The sequence below is a fragment of the Nakamurella leprariae genome, from assembly GCF_016918035.1.
Lineage (GTDB): Bacteria > Actinomycetota > Actinomycetes > Mycobacteriales > Nakamurellaceae > Nakamurella > Nakamurella leprariae.
Map to the genome: position 1 here is coordinate 32491 of NZ_JAERWK010000029.1, position 22383 is coordinate 54873.

A 22383-nucleotide genomic window follows, 5' to 3' on the forward strand; every position below is an offset into this window, starting at 1 on the left:
CCCGGTCGACCCGGGGGCTCAGCTGCCGGCCAGCCGCGCGGCCAGGAAGCCGTGCACCTGGTCGAGCGCCACCCGCTGCTGCGACATGGTGTCGCGGTCGCGGATGGTCACGGCCTGGTCGGTGGCGGTGTCGAAGTCGACGGTGAGGCAGAACGGAGTGCCGATCTCGTCCTGACGACGGTAGCGGCGACCGATCTGGCCGGCATCGTCGAACTCGACGTTCCAGCTGCGACGCAGCTCGGCGGCCAGATCGCGGGCCACCGGCGACAGATCGGCGTTCCGGCTGAGCGGCAGTACGGCCGCCTTCACCGGGGCCAGTCGCGGATCCAGTCGCAGCACGGTGCGCTTGTCGACCCCGCCCTTGGTGTTGGGCGCCTCGTCCTCGGCGTACGCCTCCAGCAGGAACGCCATCATCGGCCGGCCGACACCCGCCGCGGGCTCGATCACGTACGGCGTCCAGCGCTCACCGGTCTCCTGGTCGAAGTACGACAGGTCGACGCCCGAGTGCTCGGAGTGGGTCTTCAGGTCGAAGTCGGTCCGGTTGGCGATGCCCTCGAGCTCGCCCCACTCGCTGCCCTGGAAGTGGAAGCGGTACTCGATGTCGACGGTCCGCTTCGAGTAGTGGGACAGCTTCTCCTTGGGGTGGTCGTACTGGCGCAGGTTGTCCCGCGCGATCCCGAGGTCGACGTACCACTGCGTGCGCAGGTCGATCCAGTACTGGTGCCACTCCTCGTCGGTGCCCGGCTTGACGAAGAACTCCATCTCCATCTGCTCGAACTCGCGGGTCCGGAAGATGAAGTTGCCCGGGGTGATCTCGTTGCGGAACGACTTGCCGATCTGGCCGATGCCGAACGGCGGCTTCTTGCGGGCCGAGGCGGCGACGTTGTTGTAGTTCACGAAGATGCCCTGGGCCGTCTCGGGCCGGAGGTAGTGCAGCCCGGACTCGTCCTCGACCGGGCCGAGGAAGGTCTTGAGCAGCCCGTTGAACTCCTTGGGCTCGGTCCAGGCCCCCTTGGTGCCACAGTTCGGGCACGGGATCTCGGCCAGCCCCTGCTCGGCCACCCGACCCTTGCGCTCGGCGAACTCCTCCTCGAGATGGTCGGCCCGGAAGCGCTTGTGGCACGACGTGCACTCCACCAGCGGGTCGGTGAACGCGTTGACGTGGCCGGAGGCGACCCAGACCTGCCGGGGCAGGATCACCGAGGAGTCCAGGCCGACGATGTCCTCGCGGGAGCGGATCATGGTGTTCCACCACTGCCGCTTGATGTTGTCCTTGAGCTCGACCCCGAGCGGGCCGTAGTCCCAGGCCGAACGGGTGCCGCCGTAGATCTCGCCGGACGGGAAGACGAACCCGCGCCGCTTGGCCAGCGACACCACCGACTCGATGCGCTGCACACCGGCCTTGGCCGCCTGGGCCTGCTGCTTGGCGGAGGACTGGGACGGCTGATCGCTGACCACTGCGGGCAACTCCTGGCGTCGGGCCGCGGCATCCGCGGCCGCGGCCGGCGTGGCCCCCGGGAAGGGGGCGCGGCACCGGCCGTGTCGTCGTCCGCGGTGGATCCCGCGGCCGCTGCGAGCCTAGCCACCGCCGGGACCGCCGCCGACCGTCCCCGCTCGTCCCGCCGGCCGATCCGGCCTCGACCGGGCGGGGCGCCGGTCGAGGACCCTTCGATCGGGTGACGGCTGGCACGGTCCGCACGGTCAGAGCGCTGCCGCGTGCACCTGCACGCTGGATCCGGCCGGGCCGCGGACCACCCGGATCTGATCGGGGATCCGCTGCCGCAACTCGTCGACGTGCGACACGAGCCCCACCACCCGGCCGCCGGCCCGCAGCTCGTCGAGGGTGTCCATGACCTGGTCGAGCGTGCCCGCGTCGAGCGACCCGAAACCCTCGTCGATGAACAGCGTGTCGAGCAGACGGCCTCCCGACTCCGCGGCCACCACGTCGGCCAGCCCGAGCGCCAGCGCCAGCGAGGCCACGAAGGTCTCACCGCCGGACAGCGTCTTGGCCGAGCGCAACTGACCGGACCAGCTGTCCCGCACGGCCACCGTCAGGCCCGTCCGGCGGGAGCGACTGTCCCGCTCGGTGGTCGACTCGAAGCTGTAGCGCCCACCGGTCATGTCGCTGAACCGGGCGCTGGCGGACACCACGACGTGCCGCAGTTTGGCCGCCACCGCATAGGTCCGCAGCGAGATGCCGCGGTGGTTCTGGCCGCGCCCGAGCACCACGTCGGTGAGTGCGCTCAGCTCGGCGTCCGCCTCGAGCACCGGCAGCCGCTCCTGCCACACGGCCTGCAACGCGCGCGCCGCCTCGTCGAGTCGGTGCCGCCTCTCGCGGGCCAGCCGGGCCGATCCCGACGCCGCCTCCAGAGCCCGGTCGGCTCGTTCGGCGGACGACTGGGCCTCGCGGGCCACGGTCGCCGGATCGGGCCGATCGGGACCGTCCTCGGCGGCGGCCGCGACGGCCGCCAGCTCTGGATCGGCCAACTGCTCACGGACCACCGCGGTGTCCTGCTCCACCTGGCTGATGCGCCCGCGGAGGACGTCGACGTCCACGGCGGCGGCCCGGCGAGCGGCGTCCACATCGGCCAGCCCGCTGTGCCGCAGCGCCTCTTCGACGGCCCGCTCGGCCTCAATCCACCCGGCCCGGGCCGTGCGCGCGGTGGCGCTGGCGCCCGCGGCGGCCTCACCCGCACCGGCCCGGGCCAGCAGCGCGGCCCGACGCGCGGGCACGTCCGGGAAGCCGGCGCGGCCCGCCTCGAGCCGTTCGGTCCGACCGGCGATCCGGACGCGGAGCTCGGCCATGCGGGCGTCCTCCGCGCTGAGCCGCGCGGTGAGCGCGCGGTGCCGGTCCCGGACGGTGCCGGCCCGCTGCTGGGCGAGCTCGAGGGCGTCCCGCTCGGCCGCCGCGGACCCGGCCAGCTGCCGGAGCTCCGCGACCTCGGCCAGCACGTCGGCGAGTGCGGCCGCCGCCGCGGCTGCCTCCGCGCCGTCGGCGGACCGCCTGGCCTCCTCCAGCGCCAGTCGGGCCTGCGCGGCCGCCGCCGACGCCGCCTCCCGCCGCCCCGCCGCCTGGCGTTCGCGTTCGGCGGCCGCGGTGATGACAGCGGGCGTGACCGCGTCGGAGGCGGCCGGAGCCGGCGCCGGGTGGTCGCAGCCACCGCACACCGGACAGGCCTCGCCGGCCGTCAGCCCGCGGGCCAGTTCGGACGCCATGCCGGCGATGCGCCGTTCCTGCAGGTCGTGCCGGGCGTCGACGGCGCGGTGGTGCGCGTCGACCGCCGCCACGGCCGCGGCCTCGGCTGACGCGCAGTGCTCGAGCAGTTCCGGCACGGCGGTGGCGGCCGCCGCCGCACGACGGCGGCCGGCCGCGCGTTCGGTGGCGTCCGGCAGCCGGGCCGCTGCCTGATCGGCCGCCGCGACCCGAGCGGCGGCCGCGGTGATCGACGCCGGCAGCGCCGCCGCGGCGGCGTCCACCTGGTCCAGCTCCGCGGCCAGCGTCACCCGTCGACTGTCGGCGTCGGTGAGCGCGGCGAGGTCCCGCTGCTGCTGCTCGGCCTCGGCGGCCAGCGCGGCCAGCGCGCCGGCCTGTTCCCGATCACCGGCCGCTGCCGCGCGCAGCGCAGTCGGGTCCGGGTCGTCGAGGTCGAGCCGCGTCGGATTCCACTCGACCAACGCCTCCTCCGGCTCGGCCGGACCGGAGGGATCGGGGAAGAGCAGCTGCCCGGAGGCGTCGGCCTCGTCCCACCCGTCCGGCCAGCCGTCCGCCCCGGACCGGGTGCCCGCCGGCACCAGCGCGGCCACCGATCGCAGCGGCGCCCCGACCTCGTCCACCCGGGTCAGCCACTGCCGGACGGCCGCGTCCCGGGCCGCCACGGCGGAGGCCGCCGCCGCGCCGGCCGCCGCCGCGGCGTCCAGAGCGCGCACCACCGGCGCCGCCTTGCCCGCCGCGTCCACCTCGGCCCGCCACCCGTCGAGCCGGTCACCGGCCTCGGCCAGGACGGCCGCCCGGCGCTGCAACTCGGCACGGCGAGCGACCAGCTCGGCGATCCGTCGCGCCTCGGCCGACCGCCGGCCGGCCATCCGCTGCCGCGCCCGGGCCGACCTGAACGCGTCGGCCGTGGACTCGGCGACGTCGGCGGCCCGGTCCCGCAGTGCGGCCAGCCACTGCTCGTCCGGCTGGTCCGGCACCGGGCCGGCAGCCGCTTCCGCGACCCGGGCCACTGTCTGCGCCACGGCGTCGTCGAGGTCGCGCAACCGGGCGCCGGACTCCCGTCGAGCGGTCGCGAACCAGTCCTCGACGCTGCCGAACCGGCCGGTGTCGAACAGTCGCTCCAGCAATGCCGCGCGCTCGTCGGTGTCGGACCGCAGGAACCGGGCGAACTGGCCCTGCGGCAGCAGGACGACCTGGAAGAACTGCTCGGCCGTCATGCCCACCAGATCGGCGATGGCCGCACCGACCTCGTCGGCCCGGGTCAACCCGTCCGTCGGGCCGCCGGCTGGTCCGCCGTCCAGCCAGCGCAGCACGACCTTGTGCTTCTCGGTCGTGGTGCCGGTGCCGCGGCTCTTGGGCCGCTCGTACTCCGGGGTGCGGACCAGCACGATGCGCTGATCGGCCACTGTGAGCTCCAACCGGACCTCGGTGCGCAGGCCCGGGTCGGCCTGGTCGCAGCGGAACCGCCGGGCCTCCTGCCGACTGCCCGGGACCCGACCGAAGAGGGCGAACGCGACGGCGTCCAGCACCGTGGTCTTCCCGGCGCCGGTGTCACCACAGAGCAGGAACAGTCCGTCCGCCCCGACCGCATCGAGATCGACCTCGATCCGGCCGGGGAACGGCCCGAACGCCTGGAGTTCGAGGCGGTGCAGTCTCACTGGGCCACCCCGCTCATCCCGCCGCCTCGGCCTGCCGGTGCCCGGCCAGTGCACCGTCGATCAGGAACCGCTCGTGGCGGCTGGCCCGGCTGCCCCGGCACTCGGACAGGAAGTCGTCGATGAGCTCGTCGTCCGCGCTCATCGCGCCGGACGCCGGCGCGCGGTCCCGCAGCGACCGGGGGTCGTCCTGCTCGGGCTGCCAGCTCAACTTGACGGCGTACGGGAACCGACGTTGCAGCTGCCGCATCGGGTCCACCGGCCGCACCGGATCGGTCAGCTCCACCTCGAGGTAGTGGTCGGCGAGATCGGCATGCGCGACCAGGATGTCGTCGAGCCGCCCCCGGACGCTGGCCAGCGGGCGCGCGACGGGGAGGTCGATCGCCTCGGCGCGCATCGCGCCGTCGGCGTCGAGATCGACCAGCCAGGCCGACTTGCGATGGCTCCGCTCCGAGAACGAGTACGGCAACGGCGAACCCGAGTACCGGATGCGCTCGCGCACAGTCTGACGGCCGTGCAGGTGACCCAGGGCGACGTAGTCGAAGCCCTCGAACACGTCCGCCGACACGGACTCCACCCCGCCGACGGCGATGCTGCGCTCCGAGCCCGCGGCGCTCCCACCGGTGACGAACGCATGTGCCATCACCACCGACCGGGTCCCCGCCGGCCGCGCGGCGAGATCGGCCCGGATGTCGTCCGTGGCCCGGGCCAGCACCGCCTGGTGGGACGCCGGACCATCCAGACCCCAGGCCGAGCGGGCGATCTCGGGCTCGAGATAGGGCACCGGATAACAGGCGACCGGACCGTCGGCGTCGTGCAGCAGGACCGGCTCGGCCACCCGGGTCGGGCTGGTCCGCAGGTGGAGGCCACCAGCGGCCAGGAACCCCCCGAACGCGCCCAGCCGAGTCGCCGAGTCGTGGTTGCCCGAGGTGGCCACGATGACCGCTCCGGCGGCGCGGATGTCCTCCAGCGCCCGGGTGACCGTCTGCACAGCCTCGGGCGACGGGATGGCCCGGTCGTACAGGTCTCCCGAGATGAGGACCGCGTCCACCCCGTGGGTGCGGACCGTGTCGGCCAGGCCGCCCAGCACCGATGCCTGGTCGGCGAGCAGCGGACGACCGTGGAACGTCCGGCCGACGTGCCAGTCCGAGGTGTGCAGCAACCGCATGCCCGACACGCTAGGAGTGGGGTCCGACAACCGGCCTCCGCCACGCCCTGGGCACTCGCGGCGACCGCGGCGCTCACGAGGCCACCAGGGCCGAGATCCGCGGCCCGGACGGGGTGTCGACCACGGTGAGCGTGCGGCTCTGTGCGTCGCGCGCGACCAGGTCCTGCACCACCTGCCCCCGGCCGTCCACCACTCGGGCCGCGGACATCGCATCGGTGACCCGGAGCCGGACCGCCGGGTTGTCCGTTCCGTCCGCCTCGACACCGTCCTGGACGACCTCGACCGCGAGCACGGTGTGCTCGCCGCCCTGGACCTGAAGGCCCGACTCGACGAGCCGGGTGATCGTGGCCGCGTCCTCGAGACGGGCCGGGCTCTCGGAGCTGTAGACCTGCGACAGCAGGGTGAGATCCCGCTCACGCAGCGCCTGGTCGCGCTGCTGGGTCCAGGTCGCGACGACCGTCCCCCAGTCGGCCGGGCCGGGGATGGCCGCCGTCGAGGGATCCGACGGCTCGGGCGGCACTGGCGGCACGGGCGGCACGGACGGCAGCGCCTGGATCGGCGCCTCCGTCGGCGCCGGTGGCGCGGACGCATCGACCGAGGGACCCGACCGCCCGAGGCCGGGCAGCACCCCGAGGACACCGAACACCACCGCCGCGGCGACCAGGAGGCTGACCAGGGCCACCCCCACGACCCGGCGTCGCGACGGGGGTGCCGGGACGCCGGGATCTCGCACGTCGGACCGGCGGTCGCGAGGACGTCCGCCACGGGCCTCCGGGTCGCCGCGACGGGGTGCGTCGCGGGTCCGTCCGGCCGCCCGGATCGCGGCGACCACAGGATCGACGGGCTCGGCGCCGCTCGGCGGACGTCGCCCCGCGACCATCGCGGCCAACCGGGCCGCCGGTGCCGGCGACCCGTCGTCCTGGCGCTCACCCCGCAATCCAGCGGGTCGGTCCGGCGGTTCCCGGCGTTCCGGCCGGTCGCCGGAGGCGGCCGGCTCGGGATCGAGCGGCACGGGCATCCTCAGCAGCATCGGCAGCGGCTCCGGGGCCGCGGCATCGTGCAGCAGCATCACCACCGACGCGGCCGACGGCCGCATCTCGGGCTCGACCGAGAGCAGCGAGCGCACCACCCGGACGAACGCGGGCGGACCGCAGTCGTCCGGCACCTCGGGCCACTCGACGTCCGGATCGCCGAACGGCGAGCGACGGCCGGGCGGCCCCGTCACACCCCAGGCGGTGGCGGACTCGTCGCGCTCCGCCGGTCGGGGCTGCGGCACCCCGGTGAGGCAGGCCAGCGCCAGCAGGCCCAGGTCGAGCAGGTCGGCCGCCGGGCGGCCACCCGGCGCGTCGTCAGCCCGCTCATCGAGGCCGTGTTCGAGGCCGTCGGGTCCGTCGTCCCGCACCGCCCCCAGGTCGGCCAGCAGCGGCCGGCCGTCCGCCTCGAGCAGGACGGACGCGGCACCGATCGAGCCGTGCACGATGCCGTGGCGATGGGCGGCGGCCACCGCGTCGGCCACGGGCAGCACCACGGTGACCACCTGTCCGGCGGACAGCGGACCGACCCGCCGCAGCAGGGCCGCCACGGTGCCGCCCTCCGCCCAGGACGAGACGAGCACCGCGCGGTCGTCGTCGACCCGGGTGTCCAGCAGCCTCGGCAGGTGTTCGTGACCGACCCGCCGTAGCACCGCAGCCTCCCGGTCCAGGACCGTCCGGTCGACCGCCGCGACCTCCTTGATCGCCACCGGCGTCCCCGTGCGCAGGTCCTCGCCACGCCAGAGTCCGGCCGGGCCGGTCCGCGCGAGGGGGTGCACCGCCCGCCAGGGGCCCACGGTGAACCCGGCCGGGCAGGTCGCCGGCGCGTCGCGTGAGCTCCGATGGCGTCCGGACGAGGTGTCTCCGCTCATGCCGCAGCACCGTAGGGACGGTCGGGTGCCGACGATCACTTGTCCACAATCGGCAGCTCAGCGCCGTGATCGCCGATCAGTGGCGGGCTCGGGAGGCGGTGTCGGGCCGGCGGCGTACCGTGCTCCCATGGCTCAGCTGCTCGCCGGGGACGCCCCGCTGACCTTCGTCGACGCCGGTCTGGTCGACTACCGCCGCGCGTGGGACTGGCAGAAGGAACTGGCCGATCGGCGTGCCGATCGGGTCGGGGACGACACCGTGCTGTTGTTGCAGCACCCGGACGTCTACACCGCGGGCAGCCGGACCCAGCCGGAGGACCGCCCGGTCGACGGCACCCCGGTGATCGATGTCGACCGGGGCGGCCGGATCACCTGGCACGGCCCCGGCCAGCTGGTCGGCTACCCCGTGGTCGCGCTGGCCGAGCCCGTCGACGTGATCCGGTACGTCCGCCTCCTCGAGTCGGTGCTCATCCGGGTCTGCACCGACCTCGGCCTGGCCACCGAACGCGTGGCCGGGCGCAGCGGCGTCTGGCTCCCGGCCTCGGCCGGCCGGCCGGACCGCAAGATCGCGGCGATCGGGGTCAGGGTGGCGCGAGGCGTGGCGCAGCACGGATTCGCGCTGAACTGCGATCCCGACCTGGCTGCCTTCGGCCGGATCGTGCCGTGCGGGATCACCGACGCCGGCGTGACCTCGCTGAGCGCAGAGCTCGGCCGCGACGTGACGGTGGACGAGGTGGTGCCCGTGGCGCGCCGCCGTCTCGAGGAAGGTCTGCGCGGAGTGCTGGAGGCCGATCCTCCACCGACGCCGGTGCCGGATCCGGTGGTGACACCGGCCGCCGGGGTCCGCTGGGTGCTGGACGACGCGTTGGTGCGGCGATGACCGGCCCGGCCGACCGTCCCACGGTCACCGCGACGACGACCGGAACGCCCATCCTCGTGACGGACGGAGGCGATACGGTGAACCTCAGCTCGCCGGACGGTGCCGTCCAGGACGGTTGGTACGTCCCCGGCGAAGTCCGATCACCCAGCAGCGAGGAGCAGCCGATGAGTGCCCCGTCCCGGTCCCGAAGCGCCGCCCAGGATCTGGCCAACAAGGCCTCCGACGTCGCCGAGAAGGTCGGGGACGCGGTCGCCGGCGTCTCCACCGAGGTGGGGACGCGGGCAGCCGCCTTCGCGTCCGACGCCGCCGAGCGCGCGGAGAAGCTGGCCGCCGACGCGGCCCACGCCGCCGCCCCGATCGTGCAGAAGGCCGGTGAGTCGCTCCAGGGCTCCGCCGAGCGCCTGTCCCGCAAAGCCCGCAAGGCCGCCGAGCGCGCCCAGCGGGAAGCCGCGGCTCAGGCCAAGGTCCTGGCCAAGCAGGCGAAGAAGGCCAAGCAGCAGGCCAAGGCCGGCGCCGGCGATGCGCAGCACAAGGCCGGCGCCACGCTCGCCCACCTGAGCACGCTGGCGCAGCACAAGGCGGCCGACACCGCCGCGACGCTCGCCGCGTCCGCCGCGGCCGGCAGTCGCACGGTCGGCAAGAAGCTGGACACCACCGCCGTGAAGACCGGCAAGAAGCTCGACCAGGCCGCGACCCGGACCAGCAAGAAGCTCGACAAGGCCGCCGCGAAGGCCAGCAAGAAGAGTGGCAAGTCCGGCCACCCGGTGCGCAACCTGGTGATCGTGGCCGCGATCGTCGCCGCGGTGGCGGCTGCGGTGAAGCTGCTGCGCCAGCCGCAGACCAGCCCGCCGGACACCCGTCCCGCCCCCACCACCAAGCCGACCAGCGTGGGCGAGAAGATCTCCGCCGCCGCCGATCAGGCGAAGGACACCGCCACCACGGCTGCGGCCAACCTCTCGGAGAAGGCCTCGGAGGTGGCAGACAAGGCGACCGCCGTCGCGTCGAAGGCGGCCGCCACCGTGTCGACCGCCGTGTCGGACGCCACCGAGAAGGTCGGTGCGGTCGCCGACGACGCGGTCGCCGCGGCCAAGGGCAAGGCGGAGGATGTGGCGGCCGCCGCCAAGGACGCCACGGACAAGGCGGCCGGCGCGGTCAAGGAGACCACCGACAAGGCGGCCACCGCGGTCAAGGACTCGACGGACAAGGCCGCTGCCGCCGCGAAGGCGTCCGCGGACCAGGGTGCCGCGAAGGCGGGCGCCAAGGCTGATCAGGCCGCCGGCGCGGTCAAGGACGCGGCCGACAAGGGCGCCACCCGGACCGGCGCGGCAGCCGACAAGGCCTCCGGCGCGGTCAAGGACGCGGCCGACAAGGGCGCCACCCGGACCGGCGCGGCAGCCGACAAGGCGTCCGGCACGGTCAAGGACGCGGCCGACAAGGCCAAGGGCGGCACCGGAGACGGTTCGGGACAGGCATGACCATCGCACCGGAGGGTCGTCGGCTGTTGCGCCTGGAAGTGCGCAACACCCAGACGCCCATCGAGTCGAAGCCGCCGTGGATCAAGACCCGGATGCGGACCGGGCCGGAGTTCCAGGCCCTGAGTGGACTGGTCAAGCGGGAGAACCTGCACACCGTCTGCCAGGAGGCGGGTTGCCCCAACATCTACGAGTGCTGGGAGGACCGCGAGGCCACCTTCCTCATCGGAGGCGACCAGTGCACGCGGCGGTGCGACTTCTGCCTGATCGACACGGGCAAGCCGGGTGCGCTCGACCGCGATGAACCGAGGCGGGTGGCCGAGTCGATCGCGACGATGGACCTCCGGTACGCGACGATCACCGGCGTCACGCGGGACGACCTGGAGGACGAGGGCGCCTGGCTGTACGCCGAGACGATCCGGGCCGTGCACGCGGCCGCGCCGAACACCGGTGTCGAGATCCTGACGCCGGACTTCTCGGGTCGGCCCGAACTCCTCGACCAGGTCTTCGAGGCCCGGCCGGAGGTGTTCGCGCACAACGTGGAGACCGTGCCGCGGATCTTCCGTCGCATCCGGCCGGCGTTCACCTACGAGCGCTCGCTGGACGTGCTGACCCAGGGCCGGACCGCGGGGATGGTCACCAAGTCCAACCTGATCCTGGGCATGGGCGAGACCCGCGAGGAGATCAGCACCGCGCTGCACGATCTTCACGGGGCCGGCTGCGACCTCATCACCATCACGCAGTACCTGCGGCCGACGCCCCGCCACCATCCGGTGGAGCGGTGGGTCAAGCCGCAGGAGTTCGTCGAACTGCGCGAGGAGGCCGAGGGGATCGGCTTCGCCGGTGTGATGTCCGGGCCGTTGGTGCGGTCCTCCTACAAGGCCGGCACGCTCTACCGGCAGGGTGCCGCAGCCCGGGACGCCCGGATGGGCATCACCGTCTGATCCGGACGCCCGGCCGCCCGGTGACCTTCGGGTCACCGGGCGGCCGAGCATCATCGTCCCCGAGCGCACGCGGTCCACAGCTGACCGCTCACCGCGGCAGACGGTCGGATCGGGCGCCGCCCGACGATATCCTGCTGGACATGGCCAAGAGTTCGACCACCGCCGGAAAGCCTGACAAGGCCGAGGCCAAGGCTGCCGAGAAGGCGGCCAAGGCGGCTCGGAAGGCGTCGAGCAAGGAACGTCGCGGCCAGATCTGGCAGGCGTTCAAGATGCAGCGCAAGGAGGACAACAAGCTCCTCCCGCTGATGATCGGCGCACTGCTGCTGTGCGCCGTCGTGATCACCGGGCTGGGCTGGTTGGTCGGCCTGCCGTGGTGGGCGGCGCTGCCCTTCGGCATCATCATCGGCGCACTGGTCGCGATGATCATCTTCTCGCGCCGCGTGCAGGCCAACGTGTACAAGAAGGCCGAGGGTCAGCCCGGCGCCGCGGGCTGGATGCTCCAGAACAACCTCCGCGGCCGCTGGCGGATCACCCCCGGCGTCGCCGGAACCACCCAGCTGGACGTCGTGCACCGCGTGATCGGCCGGCCCGGCGTGATCCTGGTCGGCGAAGGTGCTCCGCACCGGGTCAAGCCGCTGATCGCCCAGGAGAAGAAGCGCATCGCCCGGGTCGTCGGCGAAACGCCCATCTACGACTTCGTGGTCGGCAACGACGAGGGCCAGATCCCGCTCAGCAAGCTGAACGCCCGGCTGATCAAGCTGCCCCGCAACATCGCCGCCAACAGCGTCACCGAGCTCGACAACCGGCTCACGGCACTGACCGCTCGTGCGCCCCAGGCCGGCCTGCCCAAGGGTCCGCTGCCCGCCGGCGCCAAGATGCGCAACATGCAGCGGGCGGCGCGACGCCGCTGACCGGCACCGGCAGGACAGACGGCCCCGGCATCACCCCAGCGCTCAGCGGGGCCGTCCTGCGTCCAAGCCCAGCCGGGGGATCCGCGACGCTCGTGGTCAGCGCATCCGGATGACGACCGTCCGGCAGGCCCGGTCGTGCAGGCCCCGTCCGTCCCGGTCGTTGATCAGCGGCGGCACGATGAGGAAGATCAGCGCCGTCCGGGGCACCGCCCACAGCCCGGGCGTCCGGGCGCCGGTCACCGGGGCCACCCGGATCCCCAGCGCGGCCTGACCTGGCGTGAAACCGAAGACGGCGACCGGCATGACCGTGAGCAGTGCCCAGACCAGCAGGCTCCAGTTCTGCGGCAGGTCGGGACGGGTGAACAGGTACGCGATCACCCCGGCGGCGACCGCATCGAGCAGGAACGCCAGCACCCGGACACCCATGGTCGCGACCGACCCGACGCCGTCCTCCGGCAATCCGAGAGCCGCCCCGGCGTGGTACTCCGAGGCCGGTCCGGATCGGCCGGCGTCACGCGCTCCTGTCATGCGGCCAGCGTAGAGACTTCCACCGCGGATCCGGTCCGATCCCGGCGCCTGCCCGCCGGCGGCTCGGCGGATGTCACCGGCATCACCCTGGGTGGCCGGACCCGACCGGGCACGCGTCGACTGTCACCCGATCAGCCCTGTGCGGGCATGCGCGATCCTGCGCGTTAACGTTGCGGAAACATGACGGCGATCGCGGGGCAACAGGTCGTCCATAGCGTGACCAGCGCACCGGGCAGCCGCGACCAGTGGTCAGCCGTGCCGGAGCCCCGCACGACACCGGTCGGTGTCGAGCTGTCAGGATGCAGCTGCACCCACGGGCCCGGCGCGACGCTGCGGTCGTCCGCGGCGCGACCGCACACCGACGGCCCCCGGGACCGTCTCGAACGACGACAAGGAGCGCGTGCGTGTTCTCCACCCCCGAAGAACTGGTCGAGTACATCGGCCAGAACGATGTCGAGGTCTTCGACATCCGGTTCTGCGACCTGCTGGGCAGCATGAACCACCTCACCGTGCCGGCCAAGACGGTCTCCGTCGAGATGCTGGCGGGCGGGATGGCGTTCGACGGATCGTCGATCCGCGGCTTCCAGTCGATCCACGAGTCGGACATGACGCTGCTGCCCGACGTGACGACCGCCCGCGTCGACCCGTTCCGGGCCCGCAAGACCATGACGGTCAACTTCTTCGTGCACGACCCGCTGACCCTGCAGCCGTACTCGCGCGACCCGCGCAACGTCGCCCGCAAGGCCGAGGAGTACCTGGCCAGCACCGGCATTGCGGACACCGCCTTCTTCGGGCCCGAGGCCGAGTTCTACCTCTTCGACAACGTGCAGTTCGAGACGAAGATGAACGGCTCGTTCTACAGCGTCGACTCCGACGAGGGCTGGTGGAACACCGGCCGCGACGAGTCGCCGAACCTCGGCTACAAGGTGCGGGTCAAGGGCGGCTACTTCCCGGTGCCGCCGTACGACCACCAGGCCGATCTGCGCGAGGACATCACCGCGAACCTGATCGCGATGGGCTTCGACGTCGAGCGTGGCCACCACGAGGTGGGCACCGCCGGTCAGGCCGAGATCAACTACAAGTTCAACACCCTGCTGGCCGCGGCCGACGAGGTGCAGCTATTCAAGTACATCGTCAAGAACACCGCCTGGGCCGCCGGCAAGACCGCGACCTTCATGCCCAAGCCGATCTTCGGTGACAACGGCTCGGGCATGCACGCCCACCAGTCGCTGTGGGCCGGCGGCAAGCCGCTGTTCTACGACGAGGCCGGCTACGGCGGGCTGTCCGACATCGCGCGCTACTACATCGGCGGCATCCTGCACCACGCCCCGTCGCTGCTGGCCTTCACCAACCCGACGGTGAACTCCTTCCACCGTCTGGTGCCGGGCTTCGAGGCGCCGGTCAACCTGGTCTACTCGGCGCGCAACCGTTCCGCGTGCATCCGGATCCCGCTCACCGGTACCAACGCCAAGGCCAAGCGCATCGAGTTCCGCTGCCCGGACCCGTCGGCCAACCCGTACCTGGCCTTCGCGGCGATGTTGATGGCCGGCCTGGACGGCATCAAGAACAAGATCGAGCCGCCGGCACCGGTCGACAAGGACCTCTACGAACTGCCGCCGGACGAGGCCGCTGACATCGCGCAGGTGCCCGCGTCGCTGGGCGCAGTCATCGACCGTCTCGAGGCGGATCACGACTACCTGCTCGAGGGTGGCGTGTTCACGCCGGACCTGATCGAGATGTGGATCAAGCTCAAGCGCGAGGAGATCGACGCGATCCGGCTGCGCCCGCACCCGTACGAGTTCGATCTGTACTACGACATCTGATCCGTTGCCACCGGCTGCCCAGCGCAGCTCCGACGGACCCGTGGGGCTCCCGGCACCAGCCGGGGGCCCCACGTGCCGTCCCGGGTGGGGATCATCGCCGCACCCGTCCCCCGCCCGACCGTCCGTCCGAAGCCCCACACAGGAGCACTGCATGCCCACCTACGCCGTCCAGTACGCCTACCGCGACGTCCCCGAGCAGCTCGACGAGCATCGGCCGGTGCACCGTGACTGGCTGCGCGGCCTGGCCGCCGACGGCGCCGTGGTGACGTGCGGCCCGTGGGTCGGTGAGCCGGCCGGCGCGCTGCTGATCTTCCGCGGGGAGTCCGCCGCAGCGGTCGAGACGCTGCTCGACCAGGATCCGTTCTGGACCGTCGGCGTCATCGCCGAACGGTCGGTGCGGGAGTGGAACCCGGTGATCGGTCAGCTCGCGGACTGACCATCCGGTCGCCCGGGCGATGACGGCACCTTCGTGGAACCGGGCGCCGCCATGTCGCCGACGGTGTCGCCGATCTCGGGTCCGGTGTGCGCTCCCGTCCGGTGCACCAGGACGGGCAGGCTGGGCGCTCCGGCGACGAAGTCACGGACCCGGTTCCAGCGGGCTTCGTAGGCAGGGCCGAAGCGCCGTTCGGCCCGACGGCGGGCCTTGAGCCGTCGCCGGTACCAGCGATGGGCCCACCACGACGACGGCTTGGCCAGGCGCACTGCGCCCACGATCGCGATGGGGAACAGGGCGATCCCGACCAGGCCGGTGCTGATCTTGCCCTTGAGCAGGCAGACGATGGCCAGCAGCAGCACCACCGTGATGCCGATCGGCAGTCCCCAGTGGGGCCCGACCTCGGGGAACACGTCGACGCCGCCGATCAGGACGCCGGTCACGGCCAGCACGATGAAGATCGCGTCCACCGACTTGCGGCCCTCGGGCGTCCAGTAGACGTCCTCCAGGTGCAACCACAGGGCGAACTCGTCGAAGGCCAGGCTGACCCCGACCCCGAAGATCACCGCCACCGCGTTGAGCCACCCGCCGGTCGGGGTCGCCGCGATCAGCATCACCCCGGCGAAGAGCATGAGCAGGATGCCGAACACCTGGTGGTGCACGTGCACTCCGCCGAAGCTGATGTTGCGCAGCAGGCCCTTCCCGCCGTCCGCAGCCGGTGGCGGCGCCGCTCCGGTGCCGGGACCGCGATCGGCGGCGGCCTCATCGACCGGCATCGGCCGGTTGCTGCGGGCCCGGATCCGCCGGGTCACCAGCCGGGTCGCCACGAACGTCACCAGCAGGCCGATGAACAGCCAGAGCACCGGGTCCAAGATGTCGATGACGATGGGGTCGTCCGCGGTGGGGTCGGAGCCGTCCGGCGCGGCGAGCAGCGCCGACGGACCCGACCAGTCGACGCTCCTCCACAGTTCGGCTCGCACGCCCTGACCCCCCAGTCGTCCCGGTCCGACCGTCGGGGCCCACCCTCGTCGGGGTGCCTCGTCGCACACGGATGCCGACGATCCTGCCAGGATCGTCGGCGTCCGGATGGATCATCCGGCGGTCGGGCGCGCCGCCACATCCGGGTGATCAGTTCGAGGTGCGGTGAGCTCACCGCACTCGGGGACGGACTGGAACACCGACGGTCCGGCAGTGGACCGGGTCGGGCACCACGAGGTCGGAGCACGATCGGCGGCGTTGCGTCCATCGATCTCGGAGCGAGTTGCCGGAGCCCCGTCGGCACCGGGATCGGGCAGGATCGGCAGGTGTCCACCGATCAGCAGTCACCCGCACCCCGCCAGGATCCGTCCGACCGGGCCACCGCACCGGACCAGGTCATCGCCCCCGAGGACGAGCTCGGCCCCGAGCGCCCCGGCCCGCAGGAACACGGCGGCCAGGGCGGGATGGCCACCCGCGAGCAGGAGCTGGCACCCCCGATGATCCCGCCTGAGCCGGGCTCGTAGCCTCGTCAGACCGGGGTCGTGGCGGCGTCGCCCGACCGGATCCGCTGGCTGATCACCGTGGTGATGCCGTCGCCGCGCATGGAGACGCCGTAGAGGGCGTCGGCCACCTCCATGGTGAACTTCTGGTGCGTGATGATGATCAGCTGGGACGACTCGCGCAGCTGCGTGAGCAGACCGACCAGGCGGGTCAGGTTGACCTCGTCGAGTGCGGCCTCCACCTCGTCCATGATGTAGAACGGACTGGGCCGGGCCCGGAAGATGGCCACCAGCATGGCCACCGCGGTCAACGATCGCTCACCGCCGGAGAGCAGCGACAGCCGCTTCACCTTCTTGCCCGGCGGGCGCGCGTGCACCTCGATGCCGGTGGTGAGCATGTCCGAGGGATCGGTCAGCACCAGCTCGCCGTCCCCGCCGGGGAACAGCGTGCTGAACACCGTGCCGAACTCCCGGGCCACGTCGTGGTACGCAGCCGTGAAGACCTCGAGGATCTTCTCGTCGACCTCTTTGATCACGCCGAGCAGGTCCTTGCGGGTGGCCTTGAGGTCCTCCAACTGCGTGGACAGGAACGCGTGGCGCTCCTCCAGCGCAGCGAACTCCTCCAGCGCGAGCGGGTTGACCTTGCCGAGCGTGGCCAGGTCACGCTCCGCTCGCCGCGCCCGCCGCTCCTGGGTGGCCCGGTCGTAGGGCATGGCGGGCGGCTCGGAGACCGACTCACCGCGGTCGCGTGCCGCGTGGTACTCCGCCAACTCCGCTGCGGTCGGCGGGACCGGCACCTGCGGACCGAATGATCCGATGAGATCCTCGGCGCTCATCGCGAACTCGGCCAGCGCGCGCTCCGCCAGCTGTTCAGCGCGCAACGCCTGCTGAGCCCGCAGCACCTCGTCCCGGTGCACGGTGTCGGTCAACCGATCCAGCTCGCCCTGCAGCCGGGTCAGCTCGGCCCGGATCCGTTCGACGTGCTGCTGGGCCTGCTCCCGCCGTTCCGCGGTGACCTGCCGCGCCTCGTCGGCCTCCGCGGCCGACCGCAGCAGCCGCTCGGTCACCTGCTCGGCCGATGCCGCGACCTGCTGGGCGACCCGCGCCGCCGCTCCCCGCCGCCGGGCCACCGCCTCCGCCCTGGCCCGCGCGGCCAGCTCGGCGCGGGCCGACCGGCGCAGGTTCTCGGCGGTGCCGGACGACGCGCGGACCCGCTCCTCGTCCGTGCGCACGGCCAGCCGGGCGTCCATCTCCCGTTGCCGGGCCACCGCCAGCACCGCGGCGGCCTCGTCCCGCTCGGTGGCGTCGACGTCCTCGGGCACCTCGTCGGCCTCGACGACGAACATCCGCTCCTGCAGCTCGGCGAACTCGAACTCGCGGGCCTCCTGCTGCTCGGCCAGCGCCTGCTGCTGGTGCTCGAACCGCTGCGCCTCGGCGGCCGCGGACCGCGCGGCGGCGCCCAGCCGGCCGAGCTGCTCCCCCACCGCGGACAGCTGGGCGTCCGAGGCGTGCAGCGCGGCCAGCGTCTCGGACGCGATCCGCTCCCGCTCGGTCAGCTCCTCGCGCGCACCCTGCTCGGCGGCCTGCAGGTCGGCGAATTCGGCCGTCGCCGCGGCCAGGGCGGTCTCGGCCTCGTCGAGCGCGGCCTGGATCTCCAGCGTGGACTGCTTGCCGGCCGCGCCGCCGCTGGCCCAGTGCGGGCCGACCAGGTCGCCACCCCGGGTCACCGCCCGCAGCCCGGTGCCCGCAGCCACCGCGACGGCCCGCTCCAGGTCGTCCGCCACGACCACCTCGGCGAGCAGCGCCCGGACGGCCGGTCGCAGCGCCGCCGGCGCGGTGACCAGCTCGACCGCCCACCGGGTCCCCTCCGGCGCGGGCCCGTGACCGCCGGGATCCGACGCGGCGCCGTCCGCCGCCTGTCCGATCACCAGCGCGGCCCGGCCCGCGTCCTGTTCCTGCAGCCAGGTCAGCGCCTGGTGGGCATCGGGCAGCGAAGCCGACGCCACCGCGTCGGCCGTGGCGCCGAGGGCCGCGGCGATCGCGCGTTCGGCGCCGGGCACCACGTCGAGCAGGGTGGACAGCGAGCCGAGCAGCCCGGGCAGGTCGTCACTGGCGGCGAGGAGGGCGCCGGCACCGTCCTTGCGGTCGAGCCCGAGGGACAACGCGTCGACGCGGGCCCGCAGCCCGGTCTGCCGGGTCCGGGTCTCACGCTGCTGCTCGGTGACCTGCTGCACCCGCTGCCGGCCCGCCTCGACCGCCGCCACGGCGGTCTCGTGGGCCTCGTCGAGATCGAGTTCGCTGGAGTCGAGGTCGCCGACGGACTCCTGCAGCCGGTCGAACTCCTGCTGGGCGGCGGTGGCGCGCGCCTCGGCGTCGGTCCGCGCTGCAGCCAGCCGGGTCAGCTCGTCGGCACCGGCGGCCAGTCTGGATCGGGCGGCGTTGACCTGACCGGCCAACCGGGCCAGACCCTCCCGGCGGTCCGCCACGGCACGACCGGCGGCCAGGAACGCACTCTCGGCCCGGGCCAACGTGGCTTCGGCGTCGGTGCGGGCGGCAACGGCGTCCGCCAGCGCGGACCGGGTGGCCTCCAACGCCGCCTCGCGGATCTCCTGCTCGGCCTCGGCCCGGTCCGCCGCGGCCTCCAGCTCAGCCGGATCACGCCCGGGAGCCGCAGGCGCCTCGGCCAGCGTGGCCAGACTGCGAGCCCGCTCCCGGGCCAGGGAGCTGGTGCCGCGGAACCGCTCGAGCAGGGCGGACAGCTCGAACCAGGTCTCCTGCGCCCGCTGTTGCGCCGGCACGGCGGCTTGCAGGGCGGACGCAGCGGCCCGGTCCTGCGCCTGGGCGTCCGTCACCCGGGCCTGCAGGTCGGCCCGCAGCTCGAGCGCCTGCTGCTCGGCCCGCGCCTCCTGCTCGAGTTGTTCGGACAGCGTGGCGATCTCGTCGGCCAGCAGCCGGGCCTTGGAGTCCCGGAGGTCGGCCTGCACGCCGGCGGCCCGCCGCGCGACCTCGGCCTGCCGGCCCAGCGGCTTGAGCTGGCGGCGCAGCTCGGCCGTCAGGTCGGTGAGCCGATCCAGGTTGGCCTGCATGGCCCCGAGCTTGCGGTCGGCCCGCTCCCGGCGCTTGCGGTGCTTGAGCACCCCGGCGGCCTCCTCGATGAAGGCGCGACGATCCTCGGGGCGGGCGGACAGGACGGCGTCCAGTTGGCCCTGGCCCACGATGACGTGCATCTCGCGGCCGATGCCCGAGTCGGACAGCAGTTCCTGGATGTCCAGCAGCCGGCAGGACCTGCCGTTGATCTCGTACTCGCCGGCGCCGTCGCGGAACATCCGGCGGGTGATCGAGACCTCGGAGTACTCGATCGGCAGGGCGCCGTCGGCGTTGTCGATGGTCAGGGTGACCTCGGCCCGGCCCAGCGGCGCGCGGTCGGCGGTCCCGGCGAAGATGACGTCGTCCATCTTGCCGCCGCGCAGCGCCTTGGCGCCCTGCTCACCCAGCACCCAGGCGATCGCGTCGACCACGTTCGACTTGCCGGAGCCGTTCGGCCCGACCACCGCGGTGATGCCGGGCTCGAAGACCAGGGTCGTCGCCGACGCGAAGGACTTGAAGCCTCGCAGGGTCAGCGACTTCAGGTGCACGCGGGAAGGATCCTTCGATGTCGGGCGGACGTGGTCGGCGGGACCGGAACTGGCGCGGAATCTACCCGCGCGGACGGGTGCGCAGGGTCGGGCACGCCGGGACGCCTCACCAGCGTCGGGGACATCAGCGCAGGTGGTGGCGCTGTCAGCGCTCCCTGAACCCGTCGGGGACGCCACGCGGTACGTCCCAGCGGTGCACCACGGTGTCGACCGTGCCGGGCGTCCCCCGGCCGTTCAGCGCGTCGAGCAGCCGCTGGCACGACGCACGCGGGCCCTCGGCGACCACCTCCACCCGGCCGTCGGCCAGATTGCCGGCCGAGCCGGCCAGTCCCAGCTCGAGCGCGCGCGCCCGGGTCCACCAGCGGAAGCCCACGCCCTGCACCCGGCCGTGCACCCAGGCGGTCAGCCGGGCGGGCTCGTCCGGCCGGTCGCGCTGCGGCTCGGTCATCGGCTGCTCCCGCGGGGCGCCCGTTGACAGGTCGGGCAGAAGAACGACGAACGGTTCATGAACGCGTCCCGGCGGATCGGGGTGCCACACCGCCGGCACGGGCGACCCTCCTGACCGTAGGCATCCAGCGACCGGTCGAAGTACCCGGACTCGCCGTTCACGTTCACGTACAGCGCGTCGAAGCTGGTACCGCCCTGGTCGAGGGCAGCACGCATGACTGCGGCCGCCTCGTCGAGCACGGTGAGCACCTCGGTCCGCCGCAGCCGGTCGGTGGGTCGGGCGTAGTGCAGCCGCGCCCGCCACAGCGACTCGTCGGCGTAGATGTTGCCGATGCCCGACACGACCTGCTGGTCGAGCAACGCCCGTTTGAGTTCGGTGTGCTTGCCGCGCACCACCCGGGCGACGGCGTCCGGGTCGAACGCCGCTTCGAGGGGGTCAGCGGCGATGTGCGCGATCGCGGCGGGCAGCTCGGCCCCGCCGGGCGCGAAGGCCAGCCCGCCGAAGGTGCGCTGGTCCAGGAAGTCGACCACGGGTCCGTCGTCGTCGAACTCGAACCGGATGCGCAGGTGCGGGTGCAGCACGGGCGCGTCGCCGCCGGTGGCCGACACCGGCTCTCCGGTGCCGATCCGGAACTGGCCGCTCATGCCGAGGTGGCACAGGATCGCGTCGCCATCGTCCAGGGCCCACCACAGGTACTTGCCGCGGCGCCGGACCCCGGTGACGGTGTGGCCGCGGGTCACCGCGGTGAACTCGGCCGGGCCGCCGGCATGCCGGCGGACGGCGCGGTCGTGCAGCACTCGGACGGACCGGATCCGCCGGCCGGTCACGTGGTCGGTCAGGCCGCGCCGCACCACCTCGACCTCGGGCAGCTCCGGCACGGGTCAGGCCGGCGGAACTGGTCGAGCGGCAGCGGTCGACGGCTCGTCGACCGCGTCGACGGCCGCATCGGCGACGGCGGCCACCTGTTCGGCGGTCAGCGTCTGGTAGCCCGCCGCGGCGGCCTGCTGCTCGGCTTCCTTCTTGGTCCGCCCGGTGCCGGAACCGGCGACGTCCCCGGCCAGCAGCACCTGGGCAGTGAACTCCTTGGCGTGGTCGGGACCCGTCTCGGTCACCCGGTACTCGGGCGGCCCGAGGGTGCGGGCGGCGGCCAGCTCCTGCAGGGAGGTCTTCCAGTCCAGGCCGGCGCCGAGCCGGGGCGCCGCCGCGAGCAGCGGGCCGAACAGCCGGAGCACGACGGCACGCGCGATCTCCAGACCGTGTTGCAGGTACACCGCACCGAGGACGGCCTCCACCGCGTCGGCCACGATGGACGCCTTGTCGCGGCCGCCGGTGAGCTCCTCGCCCCGTCCCAGCCGCAGGTGCGTGCCGAGGCCGATCCCGCGACCGACGCCAGCCAGCGCGTGCATGTTCACCACCGACGCCCGCAGCTTCGCCAGTTGTCCCTCGGGCAGATCCGGATGCGCGTGGTAGAGCGCGTCCGTCACCACGATGCCGAGCACGGCGTCGCCCAGGAACTCCAACCGTTCGTTGGTGGGCAGGCCGCCGTGCTCGTAGGCGTAGGACCGGTGCGTGGTCGCCAGGACGACCAGGTCGTCCTCCAGGTCGACCCCGAGGTGACGGGTCAGTTCCGCCGGCTCGGGGCGCTCGGCGGCTGCCGCTGCACCCATGAGGTCGGTCAGACCCCGACGACCTGCCGGCCGCGGTACTGACCGCACTCCTGGCAGACCTCGTGCGGAGCCTTCATCGCGCCGCAGGCTCCGTTGGGGCAGGCGACCAGCGTCGGGACGCTGGCCTTCCACTGGGAGCGACGCGCACGGGTGTTGCTGCGCGACATCTTCCGCTTCGGAACGGCCACGGTGGTATCTCCTTCATCGAACGTGCTGCAGCCCGGTGC

General features: G+C 73.3%; 18 protein-coding genes. 7 read left to right on the forward strand and 11 right to left on the reverse strand.

Translation table 11 applies throughout. The annotated features are described in order from the left end of the window. Positions 1-18: 18 nt before the first annotated feature. The 4 genes from JL106_RS19795 to JL106_RS19810 form a co-directional block, all read right to left on the reverse strand. Positions 19-1395 (reverse strand): glycine--tRNA ligase, encoded by a 1377-nt coding sequence (locus JL106_RS19795; RefSeq protein WP_205262525.1) that lies wholly within the window; start codon positions 1393-1395, stop codon positions 19-21. A gap of 306 nt (positions 1396-1701) precedes the next feature. Beyond that, positions 1702-4872 (reverse strand): AAA family ATPase, encoded by a 3171-nt coding sequence (locus JL106_RS19800; RefSeq protein ID WP_205262498.1) that lies wholly within the window; start codon positions 4870-4872, stop codon positions 1702-1704. Between the two features lie 13 nt (positions 4873-4885). Beyond that, positions 4886-6037: an exonuclease SbcCD subunit D gene (locus tag JL106_RS19805; protein ID WP_205262499.1), complete on the reverse strand. Its 1152-nt coding sequence runs from the start codon at positions 6035-6037 to the stop codon at positions 4886-4888. A 73-nt stretch (positions 6038-6110) separates the two neighbouring features. Next, entirely contained in the window at positions 6111-7940 is a 1830-nt protein-coding gene (locus JL106_RS19810) for a protein kinase domain-containing protein (RefSeq protein ID WP_205262500.1), read from the reverse strand. Positions 7941-8067: 127 nt separating this feature from the next. Between JL106_RS19810 and lipB the strand changes: the two genes are divergently transcribed. From lipB to JL106_RS19830, 4 genes are all read left to right on the forward strand, one after another. Next, the gene (lipB, locus tag JL106_RS19815; RefSeq protein ID WP_205262501.1) at positions 8068-8817 is read left to right on the forward strand and encodes a lipoyl(octanoyl) transferase LipB; all 750 of its coding nucleotides are present in this window, start codon (positions 8068-8070) and stop codon (positions 8815-8817) included. Between the two features lie 164 nt (positions 8818-8981). Then, positions 8982-10292, forward strand: a complete 1311-nt coding sequence (locus tag JL106_RS19820) for a hypothetical protein (RefSeq protein WP_205262502.1) — start codon at positions 8982-8984, stop codon at positions 10290-10292. After that, entirely contained in the window at positions 10289-11233 is a 945-nt protein-coding gene (gene lipA / locus JL106_RS19825; protein ID WP_205262503.1) for a lipoyl synthase, read from the forward strand. The genes JL106_RS19820 and lipA overlap by 4 nt, the downstream gene beginning before the upstream one ends. Before the next feature lie 140 nt (positions 11234-11373). Further along, a complete protein-coding gene (locus tag JL106_RS19830; RefSeq protein WP_205262504.1) occupies positions 11374-12144 on the forward strand; it encodes a DUF4191 domain-containing protein in 771 nt (256 codons plus the stop codon). 96 nt (positions 12145-12240) lie between these two features. Here JL106_RS19830 and JL106_RS19835 read toward each other — a convergent pair whose 3' ends face one another. Beyond that, a complete protein-coding gene (locus JL106_RS19835; protein WP_205262505.1) occupies positions 12241-12672 on the reverse strand; it encodes an RDD family protein in 432 nt (143 codons plus the stop codon). Positions 12673-13076: 404 nt separating this feature from the next. On the opposite strand from JL106_RS19835, the gene glnA reads away from it, so the two are divergent. Next, entirely contained in the window at positions 13077-14495 is a 1419-nt protein-coding gene (glnA, locus tag JL106_RS19840) for a type I glutamate--ammonia ligase (protein WP_328842604.1), read from the forward strand. Positions 14496-14646: 151 nt separating this feature from the next. Beyond that, complete coding sequence (locus JL106_RS19845) at positions 14647-14931, forward strand: YciI family protein (RefSeq protein WP_205262507.1); 285 nt, start codon at positions 14647-14649, stop codon at positions 14929-14931. Here JL106_RS19845 and JL106_RS19850 read toward each other — a convergent pair. Beyond that, positions 14916-15908, reverse strand: a complete 993-nt coding sequence (locus JL106_RS19850) for a hypothetical protein (RefSeq protein ID WP_205262508.1) — start codon at positions 15906-15908, stop codon at positions 14916-14918. The two genes, JL106_RS19845 and JL106_RS19850, sit on opposite strands and share 16 nt — an antisense overlap. A gap of 324 nt (positions 15909-16232) precedes the next feature. Here JL106_RS19850 and JL106_RS19855 point away from each other — a divergent pair, with 324 nt between their 5' ends. After that, positions 16233-16430, forward strand: coding sequence for a hypothetical protein (locus tag JL106_RS19855; protein ID WP_205262509.1), 198 nt, complete (start codon positions 16233-16235; stop codon positions 16428-16430). A gap of 5 nt (positions 16431-16435) precedes the next feature. On the opposite strand, the gene smc is transcribed toward JL106_RS19855, so the two are convergent. The 5 genes from smc to rpmF all read right to left on the reverse strand — a co-directional run bounded on the left by smc (position 16436) and on the right by rpmF (position 22344). After that, positions 16436-20041, reverse strand: a complete 3606-nt coding sequence (gene smc, locus JL106_RS19860) for a chromosome segregation protein SMC (protein WP_205262510.1) — start codon at positions 20039-20041, stop codon at positions 16436-16438. Between the two features lie 145 nt (positions 20042-20186). After that, entirely contained in the window at positions 20187-20489 is a 303-nt protein-coding gene (locus tag JL106_RS19865; protein WP_205262511.1) for an acylphosphatase, read from the reverse strand. Then, the gene (gene mutM, locus JL106_RS19870; RefSeq protein ID WP_205262512.1) at positions 20486-21367 is read right to left on the reverse strand and encodes a bifunctional DNA-formamidopyrimidine glycosylase/DNA-(apurinic or apyrimidinic site) lyase; all 882 of its coding nucleotides are present in this window, start codon (positions 21365-21367) and stop codon (positions 20486-20488) included. The genes JL106_RS19865 and mutM overlap by 4 nt, the downstream gene beginning before the upstream one ends. A gap of 3 nt (positions 21368-21370) precedes the next feature. Continuing rightward, on the reverse strand, positions 21371-22156 hold the full coding sequence (gene rnc / locus JL106_RS19875; RefSeq protein ID WP_205262513.1) for a ribonuclease III: 786 nt from the start codon (positions 22154-22156) through the stop codon (positions 21371-21373). Positions 22157-22164: 8 nt separating this feature from the next. Next, positions 22165-22344 (reverse strand): 50S ribosomal protein L32, encoded by a 180-nt coding sequence (rpmF, locus tag JL106_RS22285; RefSeq protein ID WP_205262514.1) that lies wholly within the window; start codon positions 22342-22344, stop codon positions 22165-22167. Positions 22345-22383: the final 39 nt, after the last annotated feature.